21 protein-coding genes are annotated in these 19,878 nt (G+C 65.1%); all 21 read left to right on the top strand.

Translation table 11 applies throughout. The annotated features are described in order from the left end of the window. Positions 1-13: 13 nt before the first annotated feature. The 21 genes from C1924_RS15150 (at position 14) to C1924_RS15050 (ending at position 19,811) form a co-directional block, all read left to right on the top strand. Positions 14-1,492: a phage portal protein gene (locus C1924_RS15150; RefSeq protein WP_254051150.1), complete on the top strand. Its 1,479-nt coding sequence runs from the start codon at positions 14-16 to the stop codon at positions 1,490-1,492. A 2-nt stretch (positions 1,493-1,494) separates the two neighbouring features. After that, entirely contained in the window at positions 1,495-3,477 is a 1,983-nt protein-coding gene (locus C1924_RS15145) for a prohead protease/major capsid protein fusion protein (protein WP_108766043.1), read from the top strand. 20 nt (positions 3,478-3,497) lie between these two features. Then, positions 3,498-3,863 carry a DUF2190 family protein gene (locus C1924_RS15140; protein ID WP_108766042.1) on the top strand — a complete coding sequence of 122 codons (366 nt, stop codon included), beginning with the start codon at positions 3,498-3,500 and terminating at the stop codon, positions 3,861-3,863. A 79-nt stretch (positions 3,864-3,942) separates the two neighbouring features. Next, on the top strand, positions 3,943-4,374 hold the full coding sequence (locus C1924_RS15135) for a structural protein P5 (RefSeq protein WP_108766041.1): 432 nt from the start codon (positions 3,943-3,945) through the stop codon (positions 4,372-4,374). Next, positions 4,374-4,715 carry a hypothetical protein gene (locus tag C1924_RS15130; RefSeq protein WP_108766040.1) on the top strand — a complete coding sequence of 114 codons (342 nt, stop codon included), beginning with the start codon at positions 4,374-4,376 and terminating at the stop codon, positions 4,713-4,715. The genes C1924_RS15135 and C1924_RS15130 overlap by 1 nt, the downstream gene beginning before the upstream one ends. Then, positions 4,712-5,203: an endopeptidase gene (locus tag C1924_RS15125; protein ID WP_108766039.1), complete on the top strand. Its 492-nt coding sequence runs from the start codon at positions 4,712-4,714 to the stop codon at positions 5,201-5,203. The genes C1924_RS15130 and C1924_RS15125 overlap by 4 nt, the downstream gene beginning before the upstream one ends. Further along, on the top strand, positions 5,203-5,970 hold the full coding sequence (locus C1924_RS15120) for a hypothetical protein (protein WP_108766038.1): 768 nt from the start codon (positions 5,203-5,205) through the stop codon (positions 5,968-5,970). The genes C1924_RS15125 and C1924_RS15120 overlap by 1 nt, the downstream gene beginning before the upstream one ends. Beyond that, positions 5,967-6,293, top strand: coding sequence for a hypothetical protein (locus C1924_RS15115; RefSeq protein WP_108766037.1), 327 nt, complete (start codon positions 5,967-5,969; stop codon positions 6,291-6,293). The genes C1924_RS15120 and C1924_RS15115 overlap by 4 nt, the downstream gene beginning before the upstream one ends. A gap of 55 nt (positions 6,294-6,348) precedes the next feature. Then, positions 6,349-6,726 (top strand): hypothetical protein, encoded by a 378-nt coding sequence (locus C1924_RS15110; RefSeq protein WP_108766036.1) that lies wholly within the window; start codon positions 6,349-6,351, stop codon positions 6,724-6,726. Between the two features lie 34 nt (positions 6,727-6,760). Next, a complete protein-coding gene (locus tag C1924_RS15105; protein WP_254051149.1) occupies positions 6,761-7,516 on the top strand; it encodes a hypothetical protein in 756 nt (251 codons plus the stop codon). Continuing rightward, positions 7,513-7,944 (top strand): hypothetical protein, encoded by a 432-nt coding sequence (locus tag C1924_RS15100; RefSeq protein ID WP_108766034.1) that lies wholly within the window; start codon positions 7,513-7,515, stop codon positions 7,942-7,944. Before C1924_RS15105 ends, C1924_RS15100 begins: the two co-directional genes overlap by 4 nt. Positions 7,945-8,124: 180 nt before the next feature. Next, on the top strand, positions 8,125-11,106 hold the full coding sequence (locus C1924_RS15095) for a phage tail length tape measure family protein (protein ID WP_108766033.1): 2,982 nt from the start codon (positions 8,125-8,127) through the stop codon (positions 11,104-11,106). Further along, positions 11,099-11,515, top strand: coding sequence for a hypothetical protein (locus C1924_RS15090; RefSeq protein ID WP_159094810.1), 417 nt, complete (start codon positions 11,099-11,101; stop codon positions 11,513-11,515). The genes C1924_RS15095 and C1924_RS15090 overlap by 8 nt, the downstream gene beginning before the upstream one ends. Next, positions 11,515-11,994, top strand: a complete 480-nt coding sequence (locus C1924_RS15085; RefSeq protein ID WP_108766031.1) for a DUF1833 family protein — start codon at positions 11,515-11,517, stop codon at positions 11,992-11,994. Before C1924_RS15090 ends, C1924_RS15085 begins: the two co-directional genes overlap by 1 nt. After that, complete coding sequence (locus tag C1924_RS15080; protein WP_108759553.1) at positions 11,991-12,320, top strand: NlpC/P60 family protein; 330 nt, start codon at positions 11,991-11,993, stop codon at positions 12,318-12,320. Before C1924_RS15085 ends, C1924_RS15080 begins: the two co-directional genes overlap by 4 nt. Continuing rightward, the gene (locus C1924_RS15075) at positions 12,313-14,835 is read left to right on the top strand and encodes a phage tail protein (protein WP_108766030.1); all 2,523 of its coding nucleotides are present in this window, start codon (positions 12,313-12,315) and stop codon (positions 14,833-14,835) included. The genes C1924_RS15080 and C1924_RS15075 overlap by 8 nt, the downstream gene beginning before the upstream one ends. Then, the gene (locus C1924_RS15070) at positions 14,835-15,485 is read left to right on the top strand and encodes a hypothetical protein (RefSeq protein WP_108766029.1); all 651 of its coding nucleotides are present in this window, start codon (positions 14,835-14,837) and stop codon (positions 15,483-15,485) included. The genes C1924_RS15075 and C1924_RS15070 overlap by 1 nt, the downstream gene beginning before the upstream one ends. Next, positions 15,482-15,868: a hypothetical protein gene (locus tag C1924_RS15065; RefSeq protein WP_108766028.1), complete on the top strand. Its 387-nt coding sequence runs from the start codon at positions 15,482-15,484 to the stop codon at positions 15,866-15,868. The genes C1924_RS15070 and C1924_RS15065 overlap by 4 nt, the downstream gene beginning before the upstream one ends. A gap of 9 nt (positions 15,869-15,877) precedes the next feature. Further along, complete coding sequence (locus tag C1924_RS15060) at positions 15,878-18,040, top strand: hypothetical protein (RefSeq protein WP_159094809.1); 2,163 nt, start codon at positions 15,878-15,880, stop codon at positions 18,038-18,040. Between the two features lie 3 nt (positions 18,041-18,043). Then, positions 18,044-18,817, top strand: coding sequence for a hypothetical protein (locus tag C1924_RS15055; RefSeq protein WP_108766026.1), 774 nt, complete (start codon positions 18,044-18,046; stop codon positions 18,815-18,817). 202 nt (positions 18,818-19,019) lie between these two features. Beyond that, positions 19,020-19,811 (top strand): DNA adenine methylase, encoded by a 792-nt coding sequence (locus tag C1924_RS15050; RefSeq protein WP_108766025.1) that lies wholly within the window; start codon positions 19,020-19,022, stop codon positions 19,809-19,811. Positions 19,812-19,878 lie beyond the last annotated feature (67 nt).

The raw sequence follows: 19,878 nt of genomic DNA, 5'->3' as shown, positions 1-19,878 counted from the left end.
CGTGGGGACTTCCTTGCTTGATCGTGCCATCGCTGCAGTCGCCCCCGGGTATGCGCTGCACCGGCATCGGGCGCGCGTGATGCTGGATGCGGCCAGAGCCTACGAAGGTGCTTCACGTGGTGACGGCTGGCGGGTCCGCCGCGCCGGTGCCAGTGCCAACACCGATCACATGGCCGATGCGCGCGAGCTTCGCAATCGCGCTCGTTCGCTGGTGCAGAACGTCCCTTACTGTGCACGGTCGCTGCAGGTGCTGGTGAGCGCGACCATCGGCACGGGCATCACTCCGAAGGCTGAGGGTCCAGACGCTGCGCGCCTGGACAAGCTGTGGTCGCGCTGGGCGGATGTCGCTGATGCTGACGGCAAGTCAGATATCTACGGGCTGATGGCAACGGCATATCGGGCGATGGAGCAGGACGGTGAAGTCCTTATTCGTCGTCGCACGCGTCGCATGTCGGATGGCCTGGCGGTTCCGCTGCAGCTGCAGGTTCTGGAGATCGACTGGCTTGACGGCAGCAAGAATGGCTCGCTGCGTGGCGGTGGCCAGATCATCAACGGCATCGAGTATGACGTGCTCGGCCGTGTCAAGGCGTATTGGTTGTTTGCTGCTCACCCGGGTGAGGCGGTACGTGGCTCCGTTCGTCTGACCAGCGCGGCAGTTCCCGCAGCCGACATCATCCATCTGTTCAATCCCGTTCGCCCTGGTCAGGGGCGTGGCATCAGCCGGTTCGCGCCGGTCATTGCGCGCGTGCGCGACCTGATGCTGTACGAGGACGCCGAACTGGCGCGCAAGAATCTTGAGGCCCGCCTGGGCGTCATTGTCAGTGGCGATCCAGAGGCCATGTCGAACAGCGATGACGACGGTCCTTCCCAGCTGAGTGGGGACCGGGAGTCGATGACTGACCTCGGGCCGCTGCCCAGTGGCGGTATCACGCATGTGTCCGGTGCTACCGGCTTCCAGACCATTGAGCCGAAGCCCGCTGGCGGCTATGTGGAGTACTGCAAGTACAACGCGCACATCATCACTGCGGGCATTGGGGTTCCTTACGAGTCTGCAACGGGCGACATGCGCGAGGTCAACTTCTCCAGCGCACGCATACGCCAGATGGAGTTCCGTCGTGACACTGAGCAGGTTCAGTGGCTGGTTCTGATCCCGCAGATGTGCAAGCCCATCTGGCGTTGGTTCGATGAGGCTGCGGCGTTGGGTGGCGAAGTGCGCAACCCCGGGAGCTCTGCTGACTGGAGCACTCCGCGCTGGGACTACGTCAACCCCAAGCAGGACATCGACTCGGAGATTGCAGGCATGAGCGCCGGGCTGCTGTCGCCGAGCGAATCCCTGCGGCGACGTGGGTATGACGCCGATGCGGTCTTTGCCGAGATGGGCAAGGACTACGCCCGCATGGAGCAGACCGGAGCGCTCAAGCTCATGAGTTTCCTGCAATCCAGTGCTGCCAGGTCAATGCCGGCCGCAGCCCCTTCACCCAACGAGGAATAGCCATGCCCCAGGCAACCCAGCCTTCGGCCATCGAGGGAACCCGGCTGATGCCGCAACAGCTCCGCGAAGCGCGACTGCTGCCCACCAGTTTCAACAAAGAGGCGCGCACAGTCGAGTTGGTGTGGACCGAAGGCGCGCGCGTCCGTCGCTACGACTGGTGGAACGACACGGCCTATTGGGAAGAACTGGTCGTTGACGATGCGTCCGTGAACATGTCGCGGCTGGAGTCGGGCGCGGCGCCTGTCCTGGATAGCCACGGCACCTGGACCCTGAAGTCGCAGATGGGCGTGGTCGAGCGCGCCTGGCTCGCCGATGGCAAGGGCCACGCCGTCATCCGCCTCTCCGAGCGCGAAGAGTTGGCGGGGGTCGTCGCTGACATCAAGGCCGGGATCATCCGCAATATTTCGGTCGGCTACAGCGTCCAGCGCTATGAAGTCGAGCGCGCGGTGAACCCCGGCGACCTTCCCGTGTACCGCGCAGTTGAGTGGACGCCGACCGAAATCAGCTTCGTTACCGTGCCCGCCGACCAAGGCGCAACCACCCGCAACAACCAACCCGCGCAGGGAACCCCCTGCGTGTTCACTCGCAGCGCATCGTCGCAGGAGACCGTTATGCCCCAGCCCACCGCCCGTGCCGCCGATCCGGTGGTGCAGCAGGAGCCCACCCCCAGCACCTCCACCCCGCCCGCAGCAGCGCCTGCAGTGCCGGCTCAGCCGCCCCATGCCGACACCCGCGCGGCGGACATCGTCGAACTTGCCCAGCGCCACGGCCAGAGTGAGCACGCCGCAGGCTGGATCAGGGCTGGTCACAGCCTCGATCACGTGCGCGGCATCATCCTGGACAGCCTGGTGCGTGCGGACAACGCTGCCGGCGGCAACATCAACCGCATCAGCGTTACCCAGGATGAAAGCGAGCTGCAGCGCGCTGCGGTCACTGACGCGCTGCTGTCGCGCGCGCAGGTCATCGATCCGACCACCAAGCGTGCGTTCGTTCTGACCGGGGACAACCCGGTGCGCGGACTGACGCTGATGGACCTCGCCCGACGCAGTCTGGAACGCAGTGGCGTGCGTACCGATGGCATGTCGAAGCTGGAGCTGGTGGGGCGCGCCTTCACCCAGACCGGCAGCGATTTCCCGATCCTGCTGGAAGCGACCATGCACAAGGCGCTCCAGTCGGCCTACGCGGTGGCCCCGGACACCTGGTCACGCTGGTGCGCCACCGGCACCGTCAGCGACTTCCGCGAGCATTCTCGCTACCGCGTGGGCAGCCTCGGCAACCTGGATGCCCTGACCGAGGCCGGTGAGTTCAAGAACAAGACGATTCCGGATGGCGAGAAGGCCACGATTACTGCCGGCACCAAGGGCAACATCATCAACCTGACCCGCCAGGCCATCATCAACGATGACCTGGGTGCGTTCATCGGACTGGCAACGGCCTTCGGCCGCGCGGCCAAGCGCACCATCGAGGCGGACGCCTACGCGTTCCTGGCCAGCAACCCCAAGCTGCAGTCCGGCAAGGCTTTGTTCCATGCCGATCACGGCAACCTCCTGGCTGCGGCGCTGCCGGGCGTGGAATCGGTGGATGCGCTGCGCGTGAAGCTGGCTGGCCAGAAGGATGTGGGCGGCAATGAGGTGCTGGATCTGACTCCGGCTCTGTGGCTGGGCCCGACCAAGTACGGCAGCGCCGCACGCGTGACCAACAAGGCCGAGTACGACCCGGACGCGGAAGGGAAGCTGCAGCGCCCCAACGCAGTGCAGGGCCTGTTCCGCGACATCGTGGACACCGCACGGATCAAGGATGACAAGTGGTACCTGTTCGCCGATCCCGCCGAGTGCCCGGTGATCGAGGTGGCCTTCCTGGACGGTGTCACTGAGCCGTTCCTCGACTACGAAGAAGGCTTCACCGTGGACGGCGTGCGCTGGAAGGCTCGCCTGGACTTCGGCCTGGCCGCCCTCGACTACCGCGGCGCGCAGCGCTGCGGCTAACCCTTCTGGAGCACAACGACATGGCAAAGAACTTCGTTTCCGATGGGGACGTGATCCCTTGGACCAACAACAGCGGGCAGGCCGTGGCTTCCGGCCAGGTGGTGGTCATCGGCCACCAGCTGGGTGTCGCTCTGGTGGCGATTGCCTCGGACGCGACTGGCAGCGTGGCGCTGGGTGGCGTCTTTACCGTGCCCAAGGTGCCGGCTGCGACCTTTGAGCAGGGCGAGAAGCTGCTGTGGGACGCCAGCGCCAACGCGTTCGACGGGAGTGCCGCGGCCGCTGCGGCCGGCGATGTCACTGGCGCGGCGTTCGCCTGGGCTGCAGGGACTGCCGGGCAGGCCACCGCTGAGGTGCGTCTCACGCCGGGCAACGCCTCCAAGGCGTAACCAACAGGCCGGCACCGCTCACATACGCCCGGGTGGCGTGAGCGGTGCCGGTTCTTCCACAGCGACAACGGGGGATCGCATGGGCACCACCAGCACGCCGCGCGGCGTACGCAACAACAATCCTGGAAACATCGACCGCACTGGTACGCCGTGGCAGGGTGAAGATCGGTCCGCTGCGGCTATCGCGCGCGAGCAGCGCTTCTGCGTGTTCCTGACGCCGCAGGCCGGGTTCCGCGCCCTGGCGAAAACCCTGCTCACCTACCAGCGCAAGCACGGCCTGCGCACGGTGAAGGAGATCATCGGGCGCTGGGCCCCGCCGGTGGAGAACAACACCGGTGCTTACGTTCAGCAGGTTGCCGCGGCGGTGGGCGTTGCGCCCTCGGAAGTCATCCGCCTGGACAACGCGGTCACCCTGAGCCGTCTGGCTACCGCTATCGCCAAGCATGAGAACGGTGGCATGTACTGGCGGCCCGACGTGGTCGACGCCGGAGTTGCTGAGGCGCTGCGCTGATGGTCGGTGGCGGCGTTACCGCAACGGCACCCTGGTGGGCGGCTGGAAGCGTCGTCGCGCTCTGGCTGTTTCGCGAGGCGTGGACGGCGTTGCTGGCGCGACGTAAGGATCGCACCGAGACCGATGCCAATGTCGATCTGCTCAATGGGCTCATCCAGCGCGTGAAGTCACTGGAAGAGTCGCAGGCCCAGACGACTCTGAAACTCACTGAAGAGATCAAGCTGCGCATGACCGCGCAGGAGCAGGCCCATCGGCTGCGTTTGCGGATCATGTCGCTGGAGGCGGCGATGCGCGGTGTTGGTGCGGTCATCCCCCCCGAAGACCCGGTGGAATCCACATGATCCGCGCCCTCATCGTTGCCATCCTCCTGCTGCTGGCCGTCGTCGTCTGGCAGCGCGGCTCGGTCTCCATCGCGCACCGTGCGGCCGACCAGGCCGCGTCGAGCCGTGACGTTATGGAAGCTGAGCGTGACGCTGCCCGCGCTGAAGCCAATTCCACAGCAGAAACCCTGAAGGCAGAGCGCAGCAGCGCCGCCGCCGCGAACGCCCTGGCCTCCCAGTACGAAAAGGAAAAGAACGATGCACAGACGGCATCTGATCGCCTTGTTGCTGATCTTCGCGCTGGCAACCAGCGCCTGCACCAGCGTTGGCAAGCGTCCCTCGCCACCGCAGAGCTGTCCGCGGCCGCCGATGCCGCCAGCCAGCCTGATGGTCGAGCCGACGACCGAATTGAAAGTGTCGGCCGAGCTGTTGGGGCCGCCGCCCAGTGCGACGCCCAGGTGAGGGGGCTGCAGGCCTATGCGCGACTGTGTAGCGCGGGGGTCGAATGATGAGCCAGATCAGGATTGCCGTTGACGCTGACAACATGCTGGGGCGCCAGTTCCGCGAGCTTGAGCGGCAGAATCTGGCGTTCGCTGTGATGCAAGCCTGCAACGCTACGGCATTCGACATCCGGCAGCAGTGGGAGGCAACGGCTGGACGGGTGTTCGACCGGCCTACGCGCATGACGCAACGCGCCGCGCAGTACCGCAAGGCCACGAAGTCCAAGCTCTTCGCTGAGGTCTATCTGCGAGATGAGGCCAGCAACGGAACGCCGCCTGCCAAGTACCTGCTGCCGCAGGTGGATGGCGGTACGCGCCGAAAGAAGGGATTCGAGGTTCTGCTGCAGCAGCGCGGCGCCATGCCCCCGGGCATGTTTGCGGTGGCCGGTGATGGCGCGGATCTGGACCAGTTTGGCAACGTGCGCCCACGGCAGGTGAGCCAGATCCTCTCCCAGCTGGGCGCTCGCCAGGACGCGCTGCAGAATCAGACAGATACCAGCAAGGCCCGGCGGCGATCCAAGCGCAGGCGCGGCGGCGAGTACTTCGCGCTGCAGGTGCAGCGTGGGAAGCTCCGGCCCGGCATCTACGAGCGCATTGCGACCGCGTGGGGCTCAGCGGTCCGCAGCGTGTTCATCTTCACGCGAGCTGCCAACTACACGCCCCGTTACAACATCTTCGGCCTGGCGCAGCGGGCGTGGGACAAGCTGATGCCGTTCCACTTCAACCGCGAACTGTCCAAGGCCCTGGAAACCTCCAAGTACAGGGGGCGCTCATGAGCCAGAAAGCATTCCTGGCTGACTTTGATCGTCAGGCGGTGGCAGCGTTCGGTGCCGCTGGAATCGCCGACGTTGATGCTGTCTACATGCCCCGTGGGGGCGGTGCTGGCGTCCCTTGTTCCGTGATGGTCGACCGTGGCACGCAGGCCTTCGGCGATGACCTGATGCCGGTGGCAGCCAGTGACGTTGTGATCAGCCTGTTCCGTGCGGAAGTGGTTGGAGAGCGCGATGGCGTGGTCGAGGTGGACGGTGATCGCTTCAGGCTGAAGGACAAGCTCTCTGATGACGGATCGCGGGTCCGCTGGGCGGTGTCCAATGCCTAGCCCGACGCCGCGCCGCAGGCTTCTCGAAGCATTCGCCGGGAACCTGGAACAGGCATTGAAGGCCGCCGACTACTGGACCGATGCCGGCCTGGTCGTGACGCTCGAACCAGGTCAGCTTGATCCGGAGGATGTGGACGATGGCTTGGCCGTCTACATCGAGCGTCAGGAGCGCTCGCCGGAGCCGGCAACGGCCCGAACGCACCGACTGACCACCATCGGTGTCCTGGTGAAGCGGGTCGCCCACAGCGCCGCAGAGGCCCGGCTGGATGAGGTGGTGGATGACATCGAACGGAGCCTCGATGGCCGGCCCAGCACGTGGCCGGCTGGCTTTACCGCCCCGCAATACCAGTCGATGGAACCCATGAGGGCACCGGCTGGCGCCGACTGGGTCGGCGCACTGCTCCGCTACACCTCGACCATTCCTATTCGTTGACGGCCGCCCTGCGGCATTACCCGGAGAAATACCCATGACCATGAAAGACCAGAGCTACCTGGGCAGCGGCAAGGTGCTGGCACGCGAGTACGGCGTGCCGGGCCCGTTCATTGATGTCGGGAACTGCTCGGCACTGAATTTCAGCCCCCAGACCAATGCAATCACCCTGGCGGATCACACCCAGCCGGGCGGCGGTGAACGCAACCGCGTCGACAGGCTGACCGGTGTCGAGATGTCCTATACGTTCCACGACTTCGCGCCCGAGAACCTGGCGCGTGCGCTGCGCGGCACCGTCACCAACGTGATCGCCGGTAATGCCGCGGATGAGGCCGTGGTTGGTTACAAGGGAGGCCTGGTGCCGCTGCTGCGGATCGCGAAGGCCATCACGACAGTCAAGCCGGCAAGCGGTTCCACCAGCTATGAAGCCGGCAAGGACTATGTCCTTCAGGATGGCGCGCTGTTCATTCCCGCCGACAGCACCATCGCGGATCCGGTTGATGGAGTCGCTAACCTGAAAGTCACCTACACGTTCGGCGCGCAGTCGGTCCTCCAGCCCATCGTCACTGCGGCAAAGCAGTACCAGCTGCTCTTCCTGGGCCTCAACGAGGCGCAGAGCGGTAAGGCGGTTCGCATCCTGGCGCACCGCGTGTCGGGTGGTGTGATGGCGCAGTTCTCGGCCATCGGCGATGAACACGGCGCTGGCGAGGTGACCGGTGCCCTGATGACTGACTCGACCAAGGGCGCCGGCCTGTCGCGGTACTTCGAAGTGGTGCAGGAGGTGATCGCGTGAGCGACGGCCGCGCCGACGAGATGGAGGTGCTGGCAGCCGCCAGCACCTCGGTTCAGTACCAGGGCGAAGTGCTGGTGATTTCCCCGCTTGCCGTTGGCCTCATCCCTTCGGTGGTCCGCGAGCTGCGTCCGGTGGTGGCGGCTCTTCGCTCAGCCGGGTCGGCAGATATCGCTTTGGAGATCGAAATCAGCCCCGAGCTGGTGATGGATCTCATCGCTGACCACGCCGGGCCGATTTTCGCCGCGACTGCAATCTGCGCGGGTCGAGATGTGAAGTTCGTGGAGAAGGGCGATGCGGCCGAGTTCATCGGCCTGGTCCTGAAGGTGGTGGAGGTGAACCGGGATTTTTTTACTCGGCAGATCAGCCCGCTCCTGGCCGGCCTGCGCACGCGGATTCGTGGGGCTGGGCCGACGCCATCCAGCTCCTGATCCAAAGCGGTCACGCCCTGGGCTGCATCAAGGGGTACACCCTGGCGCAGTTCAGGGCGTTCACCGAGGCGGCTGCCCAAGCGAGGCGCCGCTGGCTGGCCGAGGAGCTGATGAACCTCCGTGCCGCGCAGTTCGATGCAACCGAATACACGGCATACCTGAACAAGCTGACGGACTGAAATGTCAACGACTGCCCCGAATCTCCGCGTACGCATTTCTGCCGACATCAACGACATCAAGCAGGGCTTGGCGTTGGTGCGTTCGGAGGTGGCTGCCTTCAAGAAGGAGGCGGCTAAGTCCATCGACCTCAAGGGCATCACGGATGGCTTTGGGCAGCTGCGCAACCTGGTCGGTGGGCTCTTTGCTGGTGTGACGGTCGGCAGTGTCTTCAGTGCGCTGATCACCGAAACCCGTGACGCTTCGAACGAAGTCGCCCAGCTGAGGGCGGTTCTGGCGTCGACAGGGCAACAGGCAGGATTCACCGAGCAGCAGCTGCTGAAGATGGCCAACGGCATGGCCGATGCCACCACGCATTCGGCTGGTGAGATCGTTAATGCCCAGACCCGGCTGCTCTCCTATACCGGGATTGTTGGCAAGCAGTTTCCCCAAGCTCTGCAGATGGCCATCGATCAATCCGCTCGCCTGGGCGAAAACATCGAGCAGTCCGCTGAAACGATCGGTAAGGCGTTGGACAAGCCGTCGCAGGGCGTCACAGCGCTGACGAAACAGGGCTTCAAATTCACCGAGCAGCAAAAGCAGCAGATGAAGGTAATGGAGGCCACCGGTCGGACTGCGGAGGCTCAGCAGATCGTCCTGGGCGCGATGGCCGAGAGCTATGCCGGTGCCGCTGCGGCGGCCAGGAACACCTTTGGTGGCGCCCTGACCGCTGTTGGAAACTCGCTGCGTGACCTCCTGGACGGTTCTGGAAGCGCCAACCTCAGTGGGGTAACCCAAGCGCTCAACGAGCTTGCCCAGGCGCTGGCAGGGCCGGAGATCAAGGCGGCGTTTTCGCAGATCGCGACTGGCGTGCTTGGCGCGGTCGCGGCGTTCGCCAAGTTCATGGCGCAGGATGGTGTTGGCTACCTGCGTCGAATCATCAGTACGTTTGTCGAGGTGGTAAGGCACGCTGATTTGCTTGCCGTGGCGGTAGGCACCATGCTCGCCGGGCGCGCGGTGCCCGCGCTCATTGCGGGGGTCCGAATCGCTATCGGCTGGCTGGTGAGCCTGCGGGCCGGTCTATTCGCATCGACTACGGCCGCACAAGGTCTCAAGGCGGCACTGGCTACGGTTGGTGGTCCAGTTACGCTTGCGATCACTGGACTGACGACCGCGCTCTACTACCTGTATCAGCGCACCCAGGACGCGAAGGAGGCAGCGGAGGAGCACGCGCGTGTCCTCAAGCAGGTTAAGGATCTGAGCAAGCAGTCGCGCGACGCGGCTTTCGAGCTCGCTGCAGCAAAGCGGAACGAGGCCATTGAGACCCTGCGCGCTGCGAAGGCCCACTTGGAGGCTGCGCGGTACGAATCGCAAGCTACCGGGTTCGCTGCGGGTGGCGGCGGACCGCTTGGTGGAGCGCGGGTATCGCTCGGTGAGAACGATCCCCGTGTGACGCGTGCGAAGGCCATGGCCGATGTGGCGCAGAAGAGCCTCGATGAGATCGATGCGGCTCTGTTCGACATCATGACCACCGGCATTGACCAGATCCTCAAGCCGGTGGTGGAGGGGGCGGAGGGCGGTGCTACCGCCATTGCCAAGTCCAACGCAACCATGCTTGACGCGGTACGCCGTTCGCTGGCGGAGCTTGATCGCCTGTACGAGGCGAATGGCGTGTCCATCGCGGACTACTTCTCCAAGCGCCTTGCCCTGCAGCAGCGGGCTATCGATCTGGAGCTCGAGCAAGCAAAAAGCGAGCAAGCCCTTGCGACAGATGCGGCTGCGCGGAGGCGTAGCGAGGAGCAGATTGTCAAGCTGCAGCGCGACCGGGCCGAGCTTGCTGTGCAGGCGGCGCAGGATCAGCAGAAGGCCGAGGAAGGGCTTGCGAAATCGCTGGGCGAGGTGAAGGGCCGGCTGCTTGAGCTGGACGGCGAAACGGGCGCGGCCGAGAGGCGGCAGCTGGAGGCGCAGTACAAAGGCCTGCTGGAGCGGCTTCGCGCAGAGGGCGATAAGACCGGCCAGGCGTTGGTGCGCAGCCTGATCGATCGCCTGGTGGCAAAGTCCAAGACCGATGAACTGCGCGAGGCGATGGGGCGTATCTCCTCCCAGCTGCAAGGGCGTGAGACGGCTATCGGAGCTCAGGTCGGCGGCCGGATGTTGGGCTATGGCGAGGGTGAGGAACAGCTCGCCCAAGCCCGTGCCAAGGCCCTGGCAGATCTCCAGGCGCTTCGGGTTGCTGCCGTCGATGCCATGGCCGGCTACGCGCAAGGCTCGCCAGAGCACACCGCCGCTCTAGCCGGGCTGCAGGAGATCGATACGCAGATCGGCACCATTGCCGCGTCCCAGCAGATCTGGCGCCAGAAGATCGAGGACACCGCGGGCAGCGCGTTTGGGGACTTCCTGGCGGACCTGACCACCGGCACGAAGTCTTTCAATGAGTCGTTCAGCGACATGGTCAAGAGCTTCGTGGCTGGTGTCGCCCGGATGGTCGCGCAGGAAGCAGCGTTGAGGGGCATTTCCGCCTTGTTCGGTTCGTGGGGGCAGGGTGCGTCCGGCAGCGCACAAGGCACATCAACCGTAGTTGCCGGAAAGAGGCACACGGGCGGTCGAGTGGGTACCGGTGGCCCGCGCGTCAGCTTGCCGATCAGCCCGATCGCATTGGGCGCCGCCCCACGCTTCCATACCGGCGGCCAGCATGGTCTGCGTGCCGATGAGCGCCTCACCGTCCTGCAGACCGGCGAGCGGGTTCTGTCCCGGCGCCAGACGGTCGCCTACGACGCCTCCATGCGCGGCGGCAGCGGGACTGCGGCCCGAGGGGATGTGAGCGTCTACATCGATGGCGTCAAGAATGACTCCGGTGCTGTCCAGGCGGAGTTCGATGGCTCCGGCGGCGTGGACATCAAGGTATCTCTGCGCGAGCTGATGCGTGGCGAAATCCGCGGCGGATCCTTCGACAACGATTTCCGCAGCCGATACGGGCTCACCTACCGGGGGAACAGAGGTGGTTGATCTCTACATGCCGTCGAGCATCCCTGACCCGTCCAACGACAGCCTGGAATTCGCGCCCTACGGCGAGGACGTGTTGCGTTCCACGATGGGGGCAGGGACAAAGACGCGCCCGGCCCGAACCAATTCCCTCGAAACCTTCCGCTGCCAGCTGTATCTCGAGCCGGCGCAGCTCAAGACGCTGATGGATTTCTACAACATCAGCGCCCGGCGGGTGCTTCCCTTCTACTGGTGGGATTGGCGGTGGCCTGGTGATGGTCAGCACTACGCCACCTACAAGTTCATGGCTCGCCCGAGCTACGCCAAGTGGGAGGACATGTGGCGAGTGGACGTCAATTTCCTGATTGTTGCCAGCTATGAAGGGCAGTTCCTGCTCGACTTCTACGACTCCAACAACTGGCCGACGACCTGATGCCCCGAGTCCTCTCAGCTGCTGCCGCCAGATCAATCCTGGCAGAAGACACGGCCGAAACCTGGCTGTGCCTGCTGACCATCACCCACCCGGATCTGCAGACGATCCGGATCGTCAACAACACCGAGCCCGTGGCACGGGGAAGTACCGTCTGGCAGCCGTACCCGTTCGAGGCATCGTTTCCCGACGACACGGACGATGCGACCCCGAACGTGTCGCTGCGCATCGACAACGTCGACCGTGACATCACCCGGCAGATCAAGGCGCTGCAGGGACCGCGCCCGCAGGTCCGTCTGGAGGCCGTGCTGGCGAGCCAGCCCAGCACCGTGGAGATGGGGCCGTTCAACTTCACCGTGCTGCAGGTGGACTTCAACATCATGGAGCTGAGCGTGCAGATCGGCTACCAGGAAGACTTCCTCAATCAAGGCGTGCCCGCTCAGACCTACACGCCATCCAATTCGCCCGGGCTGTTCGTATGAGGAAGTGGATCGGCATCCCGTACAAGGGCGACAAGTTCTGCCGCGAATTCGCCCGCATGGTTCTGGCCGAGCAGGGAATCCCCATGCCTGATGTGTCGGCACCGACCGATGCAACTGGCTGGGCCGAGGTCGAGATGCCGGAGCGCTTCGACGTGGTGGTGTTCAACAGCGCGGGCAGGCCGTGGCACGTCGGCGTGTGTATGGGCAGCGGCGATTTCCTGCACGTCGAGCTGGGCCGCACCAGCCGCATCGAGCGGCTTGGCTCTCCCATGTGGGAGGCGCGCATCGCCGGCTTCTATCGCTACATGGGGAAGAAAGATGAATGAAGTTCCGCTGCACCTGCGGGGGCACGAGTTCGATGCGCCAGGCGTGGTCTATGCCCAGCCCGGGCAGACGCTGCTGCAGATGCTCAGGGATGCCGCCGGCGGCGCGGAGATCTCCGCCGACATCGTGGTGCGCGTGGGTGGTTACCAGGTGCCCCGCGACGCCTGGGCGCGGCTGAGGCCAAAGGCCGGTGTCCGTGTGGATGTTCTGCGGCAGGGTCTGGCCAAGGGCGGTGCGCGGCAGATCCTGGCCGCGGTGGCGATGATCGTGGTGGCGTACTTCGCACCCGGCTGGGGTGCCGCGCTGGCAAAGGGCGCGGGCTGGAGCGCGGCCGCCGGCAACGCGATCGCCTCGGGCATCACCCTTGCCGCTTCGCTGGCGGTGAACTCGCTCGTGTCCGTCCCGACCGCCGCCGGCGGCGGATCGGAGACGCAGAAGGCGTGGAACGCACTGACCGGCAACTCCAACCAGATCAATCCGTACGGGGTCATTCCGCTGGTGCTGGGCGAGCACCGCCTGTTCCCGCCGCATGCGGCCATGCCCTACACCGACGTGGTCGGCTACACCGCCTACCAGTGCTGCATGTTCGACCTGGGCTTCGGCGTCATCACCGTGTCCGACATGCGCATCGGTGACACCCCGGTGGAGAGCTTCAATGCGTTCTGGTGGGAGCTGAACTGGCCGGGCTCGGCACCGGCCAAGCTCTACACCAACGACATCGATGAGCAGGCCGTCAACGCGACGATGAACAGCGAGGGCGACCAGGTGACGCGCACGACCGCGCCTGGCGTGGATGCCATCAGCCTGGACCTGCTGTTCTCCAACGGCCTGAAGGTGTTCGGCGACTCGCTGGACAAGGGCTGGCCCATGTGGGTGCTGTGGCGGGTGGAGTACCGTGCGGTGGGCACCACCGCTTGGCTGCCGCCGCCAGCACCGCGGCTGTCGAAGCTGGTCAGCAGCTGGACGCCCGGTGCGAGCGAGTACCCGACCACGGCGCCGGCCCCAGGCCTCTTCCTGACCTGGGACCAGGTCCGTGATCCATTCGCCTCGGGCATCGCCTGGGATGTGGCCAATGGCCAGTACGAAGTGCGGGTCACGCGGGTGGCGCGGAAGAACCAGACCAACCGGACGTGGGCCGACGGGGCGATCTGGACCTCGTTCCGCAGCATTCGCTACACCAACCCCAGCACGACCGGCACCCTGAAGCTCAACGTTCGGGTGAAGGGCACCGATCAGCTGTCCGGGACGCTGCAGTCGTTCAGCGTGCTGGCCCAGCCGCACATCCCGGTTTACCGGCGCAGCTCGAACAGCTGGGCGAACCAGATGTCGCGCAACCCGGCGTGGGTGGCCTACTGGCTGATGACCCAGAGCCCGGCACTGGCCGAGCACGTGCCGGCGTCGCGCATCGACCTCAACTCCTTCGCCGACTTCGCAGCCTTCTGCGATGCCAACGAGCTGGAGTGCCGAATGGTGGTGGATGCCCAGCTGACCGCGAGGGATCTGCTGAGCAAGGTGCTGGGCACCGCTCTGGGCGACATCGGCAACCGGGACGGCCGCTACTGCGTGGTGTTCGACCGGAACGTCAGCGAGGCAACCGCGGAGCTGTCGCCTCTGGACATCAAGGAATTCAGCGCCAGCCGGCAGTTCATCAAGGTGCCCCATGCGCTGCGGGTGCAGTTCAAGAACCCGCAGGCGGACTGGCAGGACGACGAGATCATCGTGGTGCAGGACGGCTACAGCTACCGCGGGCGCGATGCACGTGGCCAGGCCTCGACCGATCCGGCTTCCACGCTGTTCGAGACGTTCCAGCTGGAGCAGGCCATGCTGCCCCAGCAGGCATGGCGCCTGGCGCGCTACCACCTCGCTCAGGGCCTCTACCGCAGCACCGTCTACAGCTTCACCACCGATATCTCCGGGCTGGGAATCGTCCGTGGAGATGTGGTGGACGTCGCCCACGACGTGGCCGAGTGGGGCACGGGTTGGGGCCGAGTGGTCAGCTTGACCACCGGAACCCCCGACGGGGCCGAGGGCGCCACCCTGAAGCTCGACACGGAGATCTACAGCGACCCCGCCAAGCTCTACGGCATCCAGACGCGCACGGCCAGCGGCGGCAAGCGCAAGGTGAACTGCAGGCCGCACAGCGCGTACACCGATACGTTCTACCTGGAGAGCAGGCCGGCCGGTACGGCTGCCGGTGATCGTGTGGTGCTGGGCGAACGCGGGGTCGAGATGACCACCCTGATCATCACCGGGGTGAGGTACTCCGAAGACCTGTCGTCCTCGTTCACCGCCGTGGCGTACGACGCCCGCGTCGATCCCTACTGGAAGAACCCGCCGGCGGAGATCATCAGCGAGGTCAGCGGGCGCAACTACGGCCTGCCGGCGGCGCCGCAGGTGACCGTCGCGGTGTCGTCGCCCGTCAACGATGAGGTGGACGACGCGGGTATTCCTACCGCTGTCGTGCGCATCGGCACGGCGCCGCGGCACGGCTACGCCACAGTGACGGAGGCGCTGTAATGTCGGTTCCAATCGCCTCGTACGAACTGCGATTCCGCGCGGTCGGCGCCCCCGACGCAGCCTGGCAGTACCGCAGCCAGGTTGCGGGCACGGTGTTTGTGGTGCGAGAACTGCAGCGCGGCACGCCCTACGAAATGCAGATGCGCTCGGTTGGCACCAACGGCCGCGCATCGGCCTGGGTGGATGTTGCTGTTGACGTCCCGGACACCAACCGCATCGGCGCCGCTGCGCTGCCCAACATCGGCAATCAGCAATCGATGTGGGACATGACCACCTCGGTGACCTTCGCCGCGTCCAGTGACGCTGCAGGTGCGTCGGTGGCCACCGTCAGTGTGACGGCCGGCACGCTGATCATCGGCTCGGTGCAGGTGTCCTACGCCGCCAGCAGCGCCACCCTGACCGGCACGGCCGGGCAGAAGGTCACCGTCTACCTCTACTACGTCGATCCGCAGCTGGTGGGCGGCAGCCGGCAGCTGATGCTGACCACGAACATCGTCGAAACCGCGAACGCCAACGGCAACGTGGCGATCAGCTCGCTCCAGATCACTTTCCCGGCTGCAGGTGCCTCTGGCAGTGGTGGGGGCGGAATCGGCGGTGGCGGCGGCAGTGGTGGATCCAGAAATCCCGCATTTGAGGAAGTCCCGAGATGAGCTATGTGAAGAAAGAGGGCGTGCCGGTTGCCGAGGGCGAGACGGCGGTCGAGTTGGACACCGGAGAGCTGGTGGCCGTGGTGTGCACGCGAACCTTGCTCGGCGGCCAGATCCTGTTCCGCGGCAAGGCGCGTGCCGTGACCACCGGCGGCGAGCCGGTTGTCGGTGCCGATGGACTGCCGATCGCGCGTGAGTTCCAGCACACCGACCCGAGGCCGGATAAGGCCAGCGAGGTGGCCAGGGATGTCCTGCTGGCCCTGCTGGGCGAGCCGCCGGAGCTGGTTGCCTGGTCTGGCCAGGTGCTGCTGGACGTGAGCATTCGCCAGGCGCTGCAGCTGGCCAACATCAATACCGGGGCGGTGGACGCCTCGACTGTTCTGTAAGGGGGAGAGATGACGACGATTGATGGGCGGCAGGTCATTCCTGCATCTGATCTGCCACAGCGATATGCGGGCGTGGATGATGGACTGGTCGGCGTGGTTCGCGCCGGCGACGTGTTGGCGACCTTCCGGCTTAGCGAGCTGCCGACACCCAAGCAGGCCCAGGCGCAGATCGATGCGCTGACCGCGGGACAGCAGTCGAACGCGATCTACGCGGACACGCTGCCCCAGCTCCAGGCCATCGCGGGCACCTATGTAGGTCAGGGAGCTTTTGTAAACAACGGCTCGGGCGCTGGGCAGTACATCTGGAATGGCTCGTCCTGGGTATTCTCCCGTGCCGACCTGCTGAGCCAGAAGGCCGATCGCTCGGAGCTGTTGCTCAAGGCCTCCAACTCGCTGCTGGCCACCAAGATTGATGCCGTCATGGTCCCGTTCGAACAGTTCAGTTTCTATGCTGCGAGCGATGACCTAGTGCCTATCGGCGCGATTGACCCGGTGACCGGGGTGCCGCTGGCTGCGTTCCGCGTGTCCACTGGCGAATTGCTCGCCTGGTTCGCCCCGGACAATCCCAGCATCAACAGCATCGCGCTGACCAATCTGGCCAAAGCCGTTCCAGAAACGGCGCGCCTGTTCACTGTCGATGGGGACATTGTTCCGCTGCTGGCCACCCGTGATCCGACTGATGGCAAGGTCTACCCACTGGTCTACTACAGCATCAGCGAGGATCGGCTCTACCCGGGTGGTGGGAGCCAGGGTGCGGTCCCTGAGGATGACAACGTCGCCTACATCGAAAACGGCACGTTGCGCAGCGTGGGCGGACTGGGTGATCGAATCGTGGATGCCGATGCGTCGCGTTTCTGGCTACAGGTGCAGACCGAGGGCGGCACCGGCAAGGGAGTGTTCCGGGATCCGCAGGGCGCGGCGCACGCCGTGCGCATTGGGTTCGGATCGGCGAATCGATACCCGGTCGATGTGGTGCGCGGCATCTCCGGCGCGGGACAGTCCAATGCCGCTGGCCAGGCCGGATCATCCAACAGGTCCATCGTCTACGGTGAGCTCTACGAGTTCCCCAGCAAGCTGCTGATGCCGGCCACTGCTGCGAACAACGTCTGGATGGGAACACCCACCCAAGGCGGGCTTTCCACTGAACTGCTGCCCTCCTCAATCACTGGCCTTGCCCGCCTGCGTAGTGCCATCGCCTCGACCAACCAGCACGGTACCGTGGCCGAAGAGGCTGCGGGACGTAGCTACGTGCGTCGGGCGGCGGCGGAGTTGAACGGCTGGGCTCCGTCCGTGGTGGTCTGGACGAACGGTGAAGGAGGGCAGTCGATCCAGAACATGATGCCTGGCGCGCCGGCCGGCTACTTCTACTTCGCCAACGTCATCGCCACCGTTACCCGCATCACCCAGATCCTTGCCGCGCAGGGCAAGCGCTTCGCACACGCATGGCTGAACATGGCGCAGATGGAGAGCAACTCGAGCGACGCTCTGATCGGCGACAAGCACTACAGTCTGCTTCAGGCCCACCAGGCTGCCATCTATCCGATCACCGGGCAGACCATTCCGCTGCGCATGATGACCAGCCAGATGAGCAGTTTCATCGGAGGTTCTCAGTCGCCCCGGTCGGTGCTGGATAAGGCGCTGACCATCGAACAGAAGTGGGGCGACTTCTGGTGCCTCGGCCCCACCTACTGCTATCCCTTCCACAGCGATTTCCTTCACAACACCAGCATCGGCCATGCCATGCGCGGTGAGTTCTTCGACCGGGCCGTGGAGGTGATGGAGCGCACTGGGTACTGGCGCCCGCTGCACATGGTCTCCGCCACCAGGCTCAGCGCGACCCAGATCCAGATCCAGCTGAGTGAGCCTGCAGTGAGGGACGCATCGTGGGCGGTGCCTGACATTGCGAACGCTGGCATCTCCGTCGACGTGGGCACGGTCGAATCAGTCACCGTCAGCGGCAGCCAGATCACCATCACGGTGCCGGATGCCGCAGCAGTTTCACAGGTCGGCGCCGCGGTCGTCGGGCACACCAGCGGCGTACCGCGAGAGGCTGCAACCGTCCCCCGTTCAACCATCCGGAGCGTCGCATCCATCGGGCAGTGGAGCCCAGAGTGCGGCGGTCTGCGGATGCACAAGGCGCTGTGTCACCAGCTCATTTCTATCGGAGGTTGATTCATGCTTCAGGTACTTCTTCCCACCCTCGAAGGCATCCCCCGCCGGCCCGGTGTTCCGCCGCTGAACCCGTCCAGCCTGAAACCCGTCTACCCCATTCGTGGCGAAGATGGGGCGCTGGATCACTTCCTGTTCGGCGGCAGCGACGACTCGCTGTATGGCCTGAAGGGAATTGCGGCGTTCGCTCCAGCTGCTGCTGCTCCTGTCTTCCAGGACAACTACCTCACCACGGTCGACGGCGTGCTGAATGGCCTGGCCAGCAACATCGCAGAGTCGCCGGCATTCACGGTATGCATGGTCACCCGCTACGACGTGCAGAACGGCAAGGCAGTTATCTACGCCGGGACGACCCAGGCGGCGAACGGAGACGCAAAGGGCTGGGGCCTGTTGCGCGGGCCCACCTCGGACACCATCCAGCACCTGCTGCGTCCGAATGGGTCAGGTACGGCGATGCCGGCAAGCAACATTCCCGGCGCGTTGGGCAAGTGGATCTTCCTCTGCATGCAGGTGGATGGCCCCGCGAAGACTTGGCGCTGTTCCGTCGGTGGCGCAACCGCAGTCAGCGGGACGATGGCGTCCGCCTATGCTGCTTCGGCCCGGGGCCTGGGTATCGGCAACGCGTACTACGCGCCGCCCACTGGCACGCCATACGATCGCGGCGTGTCAGTAGCCGAGGTCATTGCCTACGACCACATCGTCTCCCCGGAGGACTTGGCTGCCATCTACGCCAGGTCGAAGAACGTTCGTATGGCGGATCGAGGGATCGAGGTTTTCTAACCCAAGGCGCGCCTTCGGTCAGCTATCGCAGAGTTCGAAAGTTGAAATAGCGTCAATGAAACAGGGCACTGCCCGGGCGCCGGCAAGCACCCGGGCAGTGCCGCAACACAGGTGATCTCAGCACCTGGCATTGGCCGCGTCCCTGTCGCCCTCGAGAGCGGCTGGGATTGTCGGCCTTACCCATCGCAAAACCTGAGATCCAATGACCAAGCCCATCATTTCCTGGCCGGGCGGCAAGCGCCGCCTCCTGAAGCACCTGTATCCACATTTCCCTGAGCACGACTGTTACGTGGAGGCGTTCGCCGGCGGCGCCGCCTCCTTGCTTATGCGCCCGTACCCGGCGGCGACTGAAGTACTCAACGACATCAACGGCGACCTGGTCGGGCTGTATCGCTGCGTCCGGCATCACCTGGACGAATTCGTGCGCATGTTCCGCTGGTCGCTGGTGTCGCGGCAGATGTTCGAGTGGGCCCAGATGGAGCGCCCCGAGACCCTGACCGACATCCAGCGGGCGGCCCGCTTCTACTACCTGCAGAAGCTGGCATTTGGCGGCAAGGTGCAGGGGCAGACCTTCGGTGTGGTGACCACGGGCGGTCCGCGGCTCAACCTGCTGCGGATCGAGGAAGAGCTCAGTGCGGTCCATCTGCGCCTGGCCAACACCATCATCGAATGCCTGCCGTGGCAGGAGTGCGTGCGCCGCTATGACCGGCCCGGCACGCTGTTCTATCTGGACCCGCCTTATTGGGAGACTGAGGGCTACGGCGTCGACTTCCCCTTCAGCGAGTACGAGGCGATGGCAGAGCTGATGCGAAGTGCTACTGGCCGGTTCGTAGTGTCGATCAATGACCACCCGCAGATCCGTGAGGTATTTGACGGGTTCGGCTTGGTGCCCCTGCAGCTCGACTACACCATTGGCGGCGGGCAGGGGCGGGGGCGCAAGTTCGGCGAGCTGATCATCAAGAGCTGGGACGATCGGCAGGCCGCTCTGCTGTAGCGGTGAGGCGACAGGGTCCAGCAGCCCCTCGGCGTTGTTGCGAGGGGTGTTGACCGCACGGCTTACA

Source organism: Stenotrophomonas sp. ESTM1D_MKCIP4_1, from assembly GCF_003086895.1.
Lineage (GTDB): Bacteria > Pseudomonadota > Gammaproteobacteria > Xanthomonadales > Xanthomonadaceae > Stenotrophomonas.
Note: the sequence above shows the minus strand (reverse complement) of the source record. Positions and strands in the feature narration are given on the sequence as shown.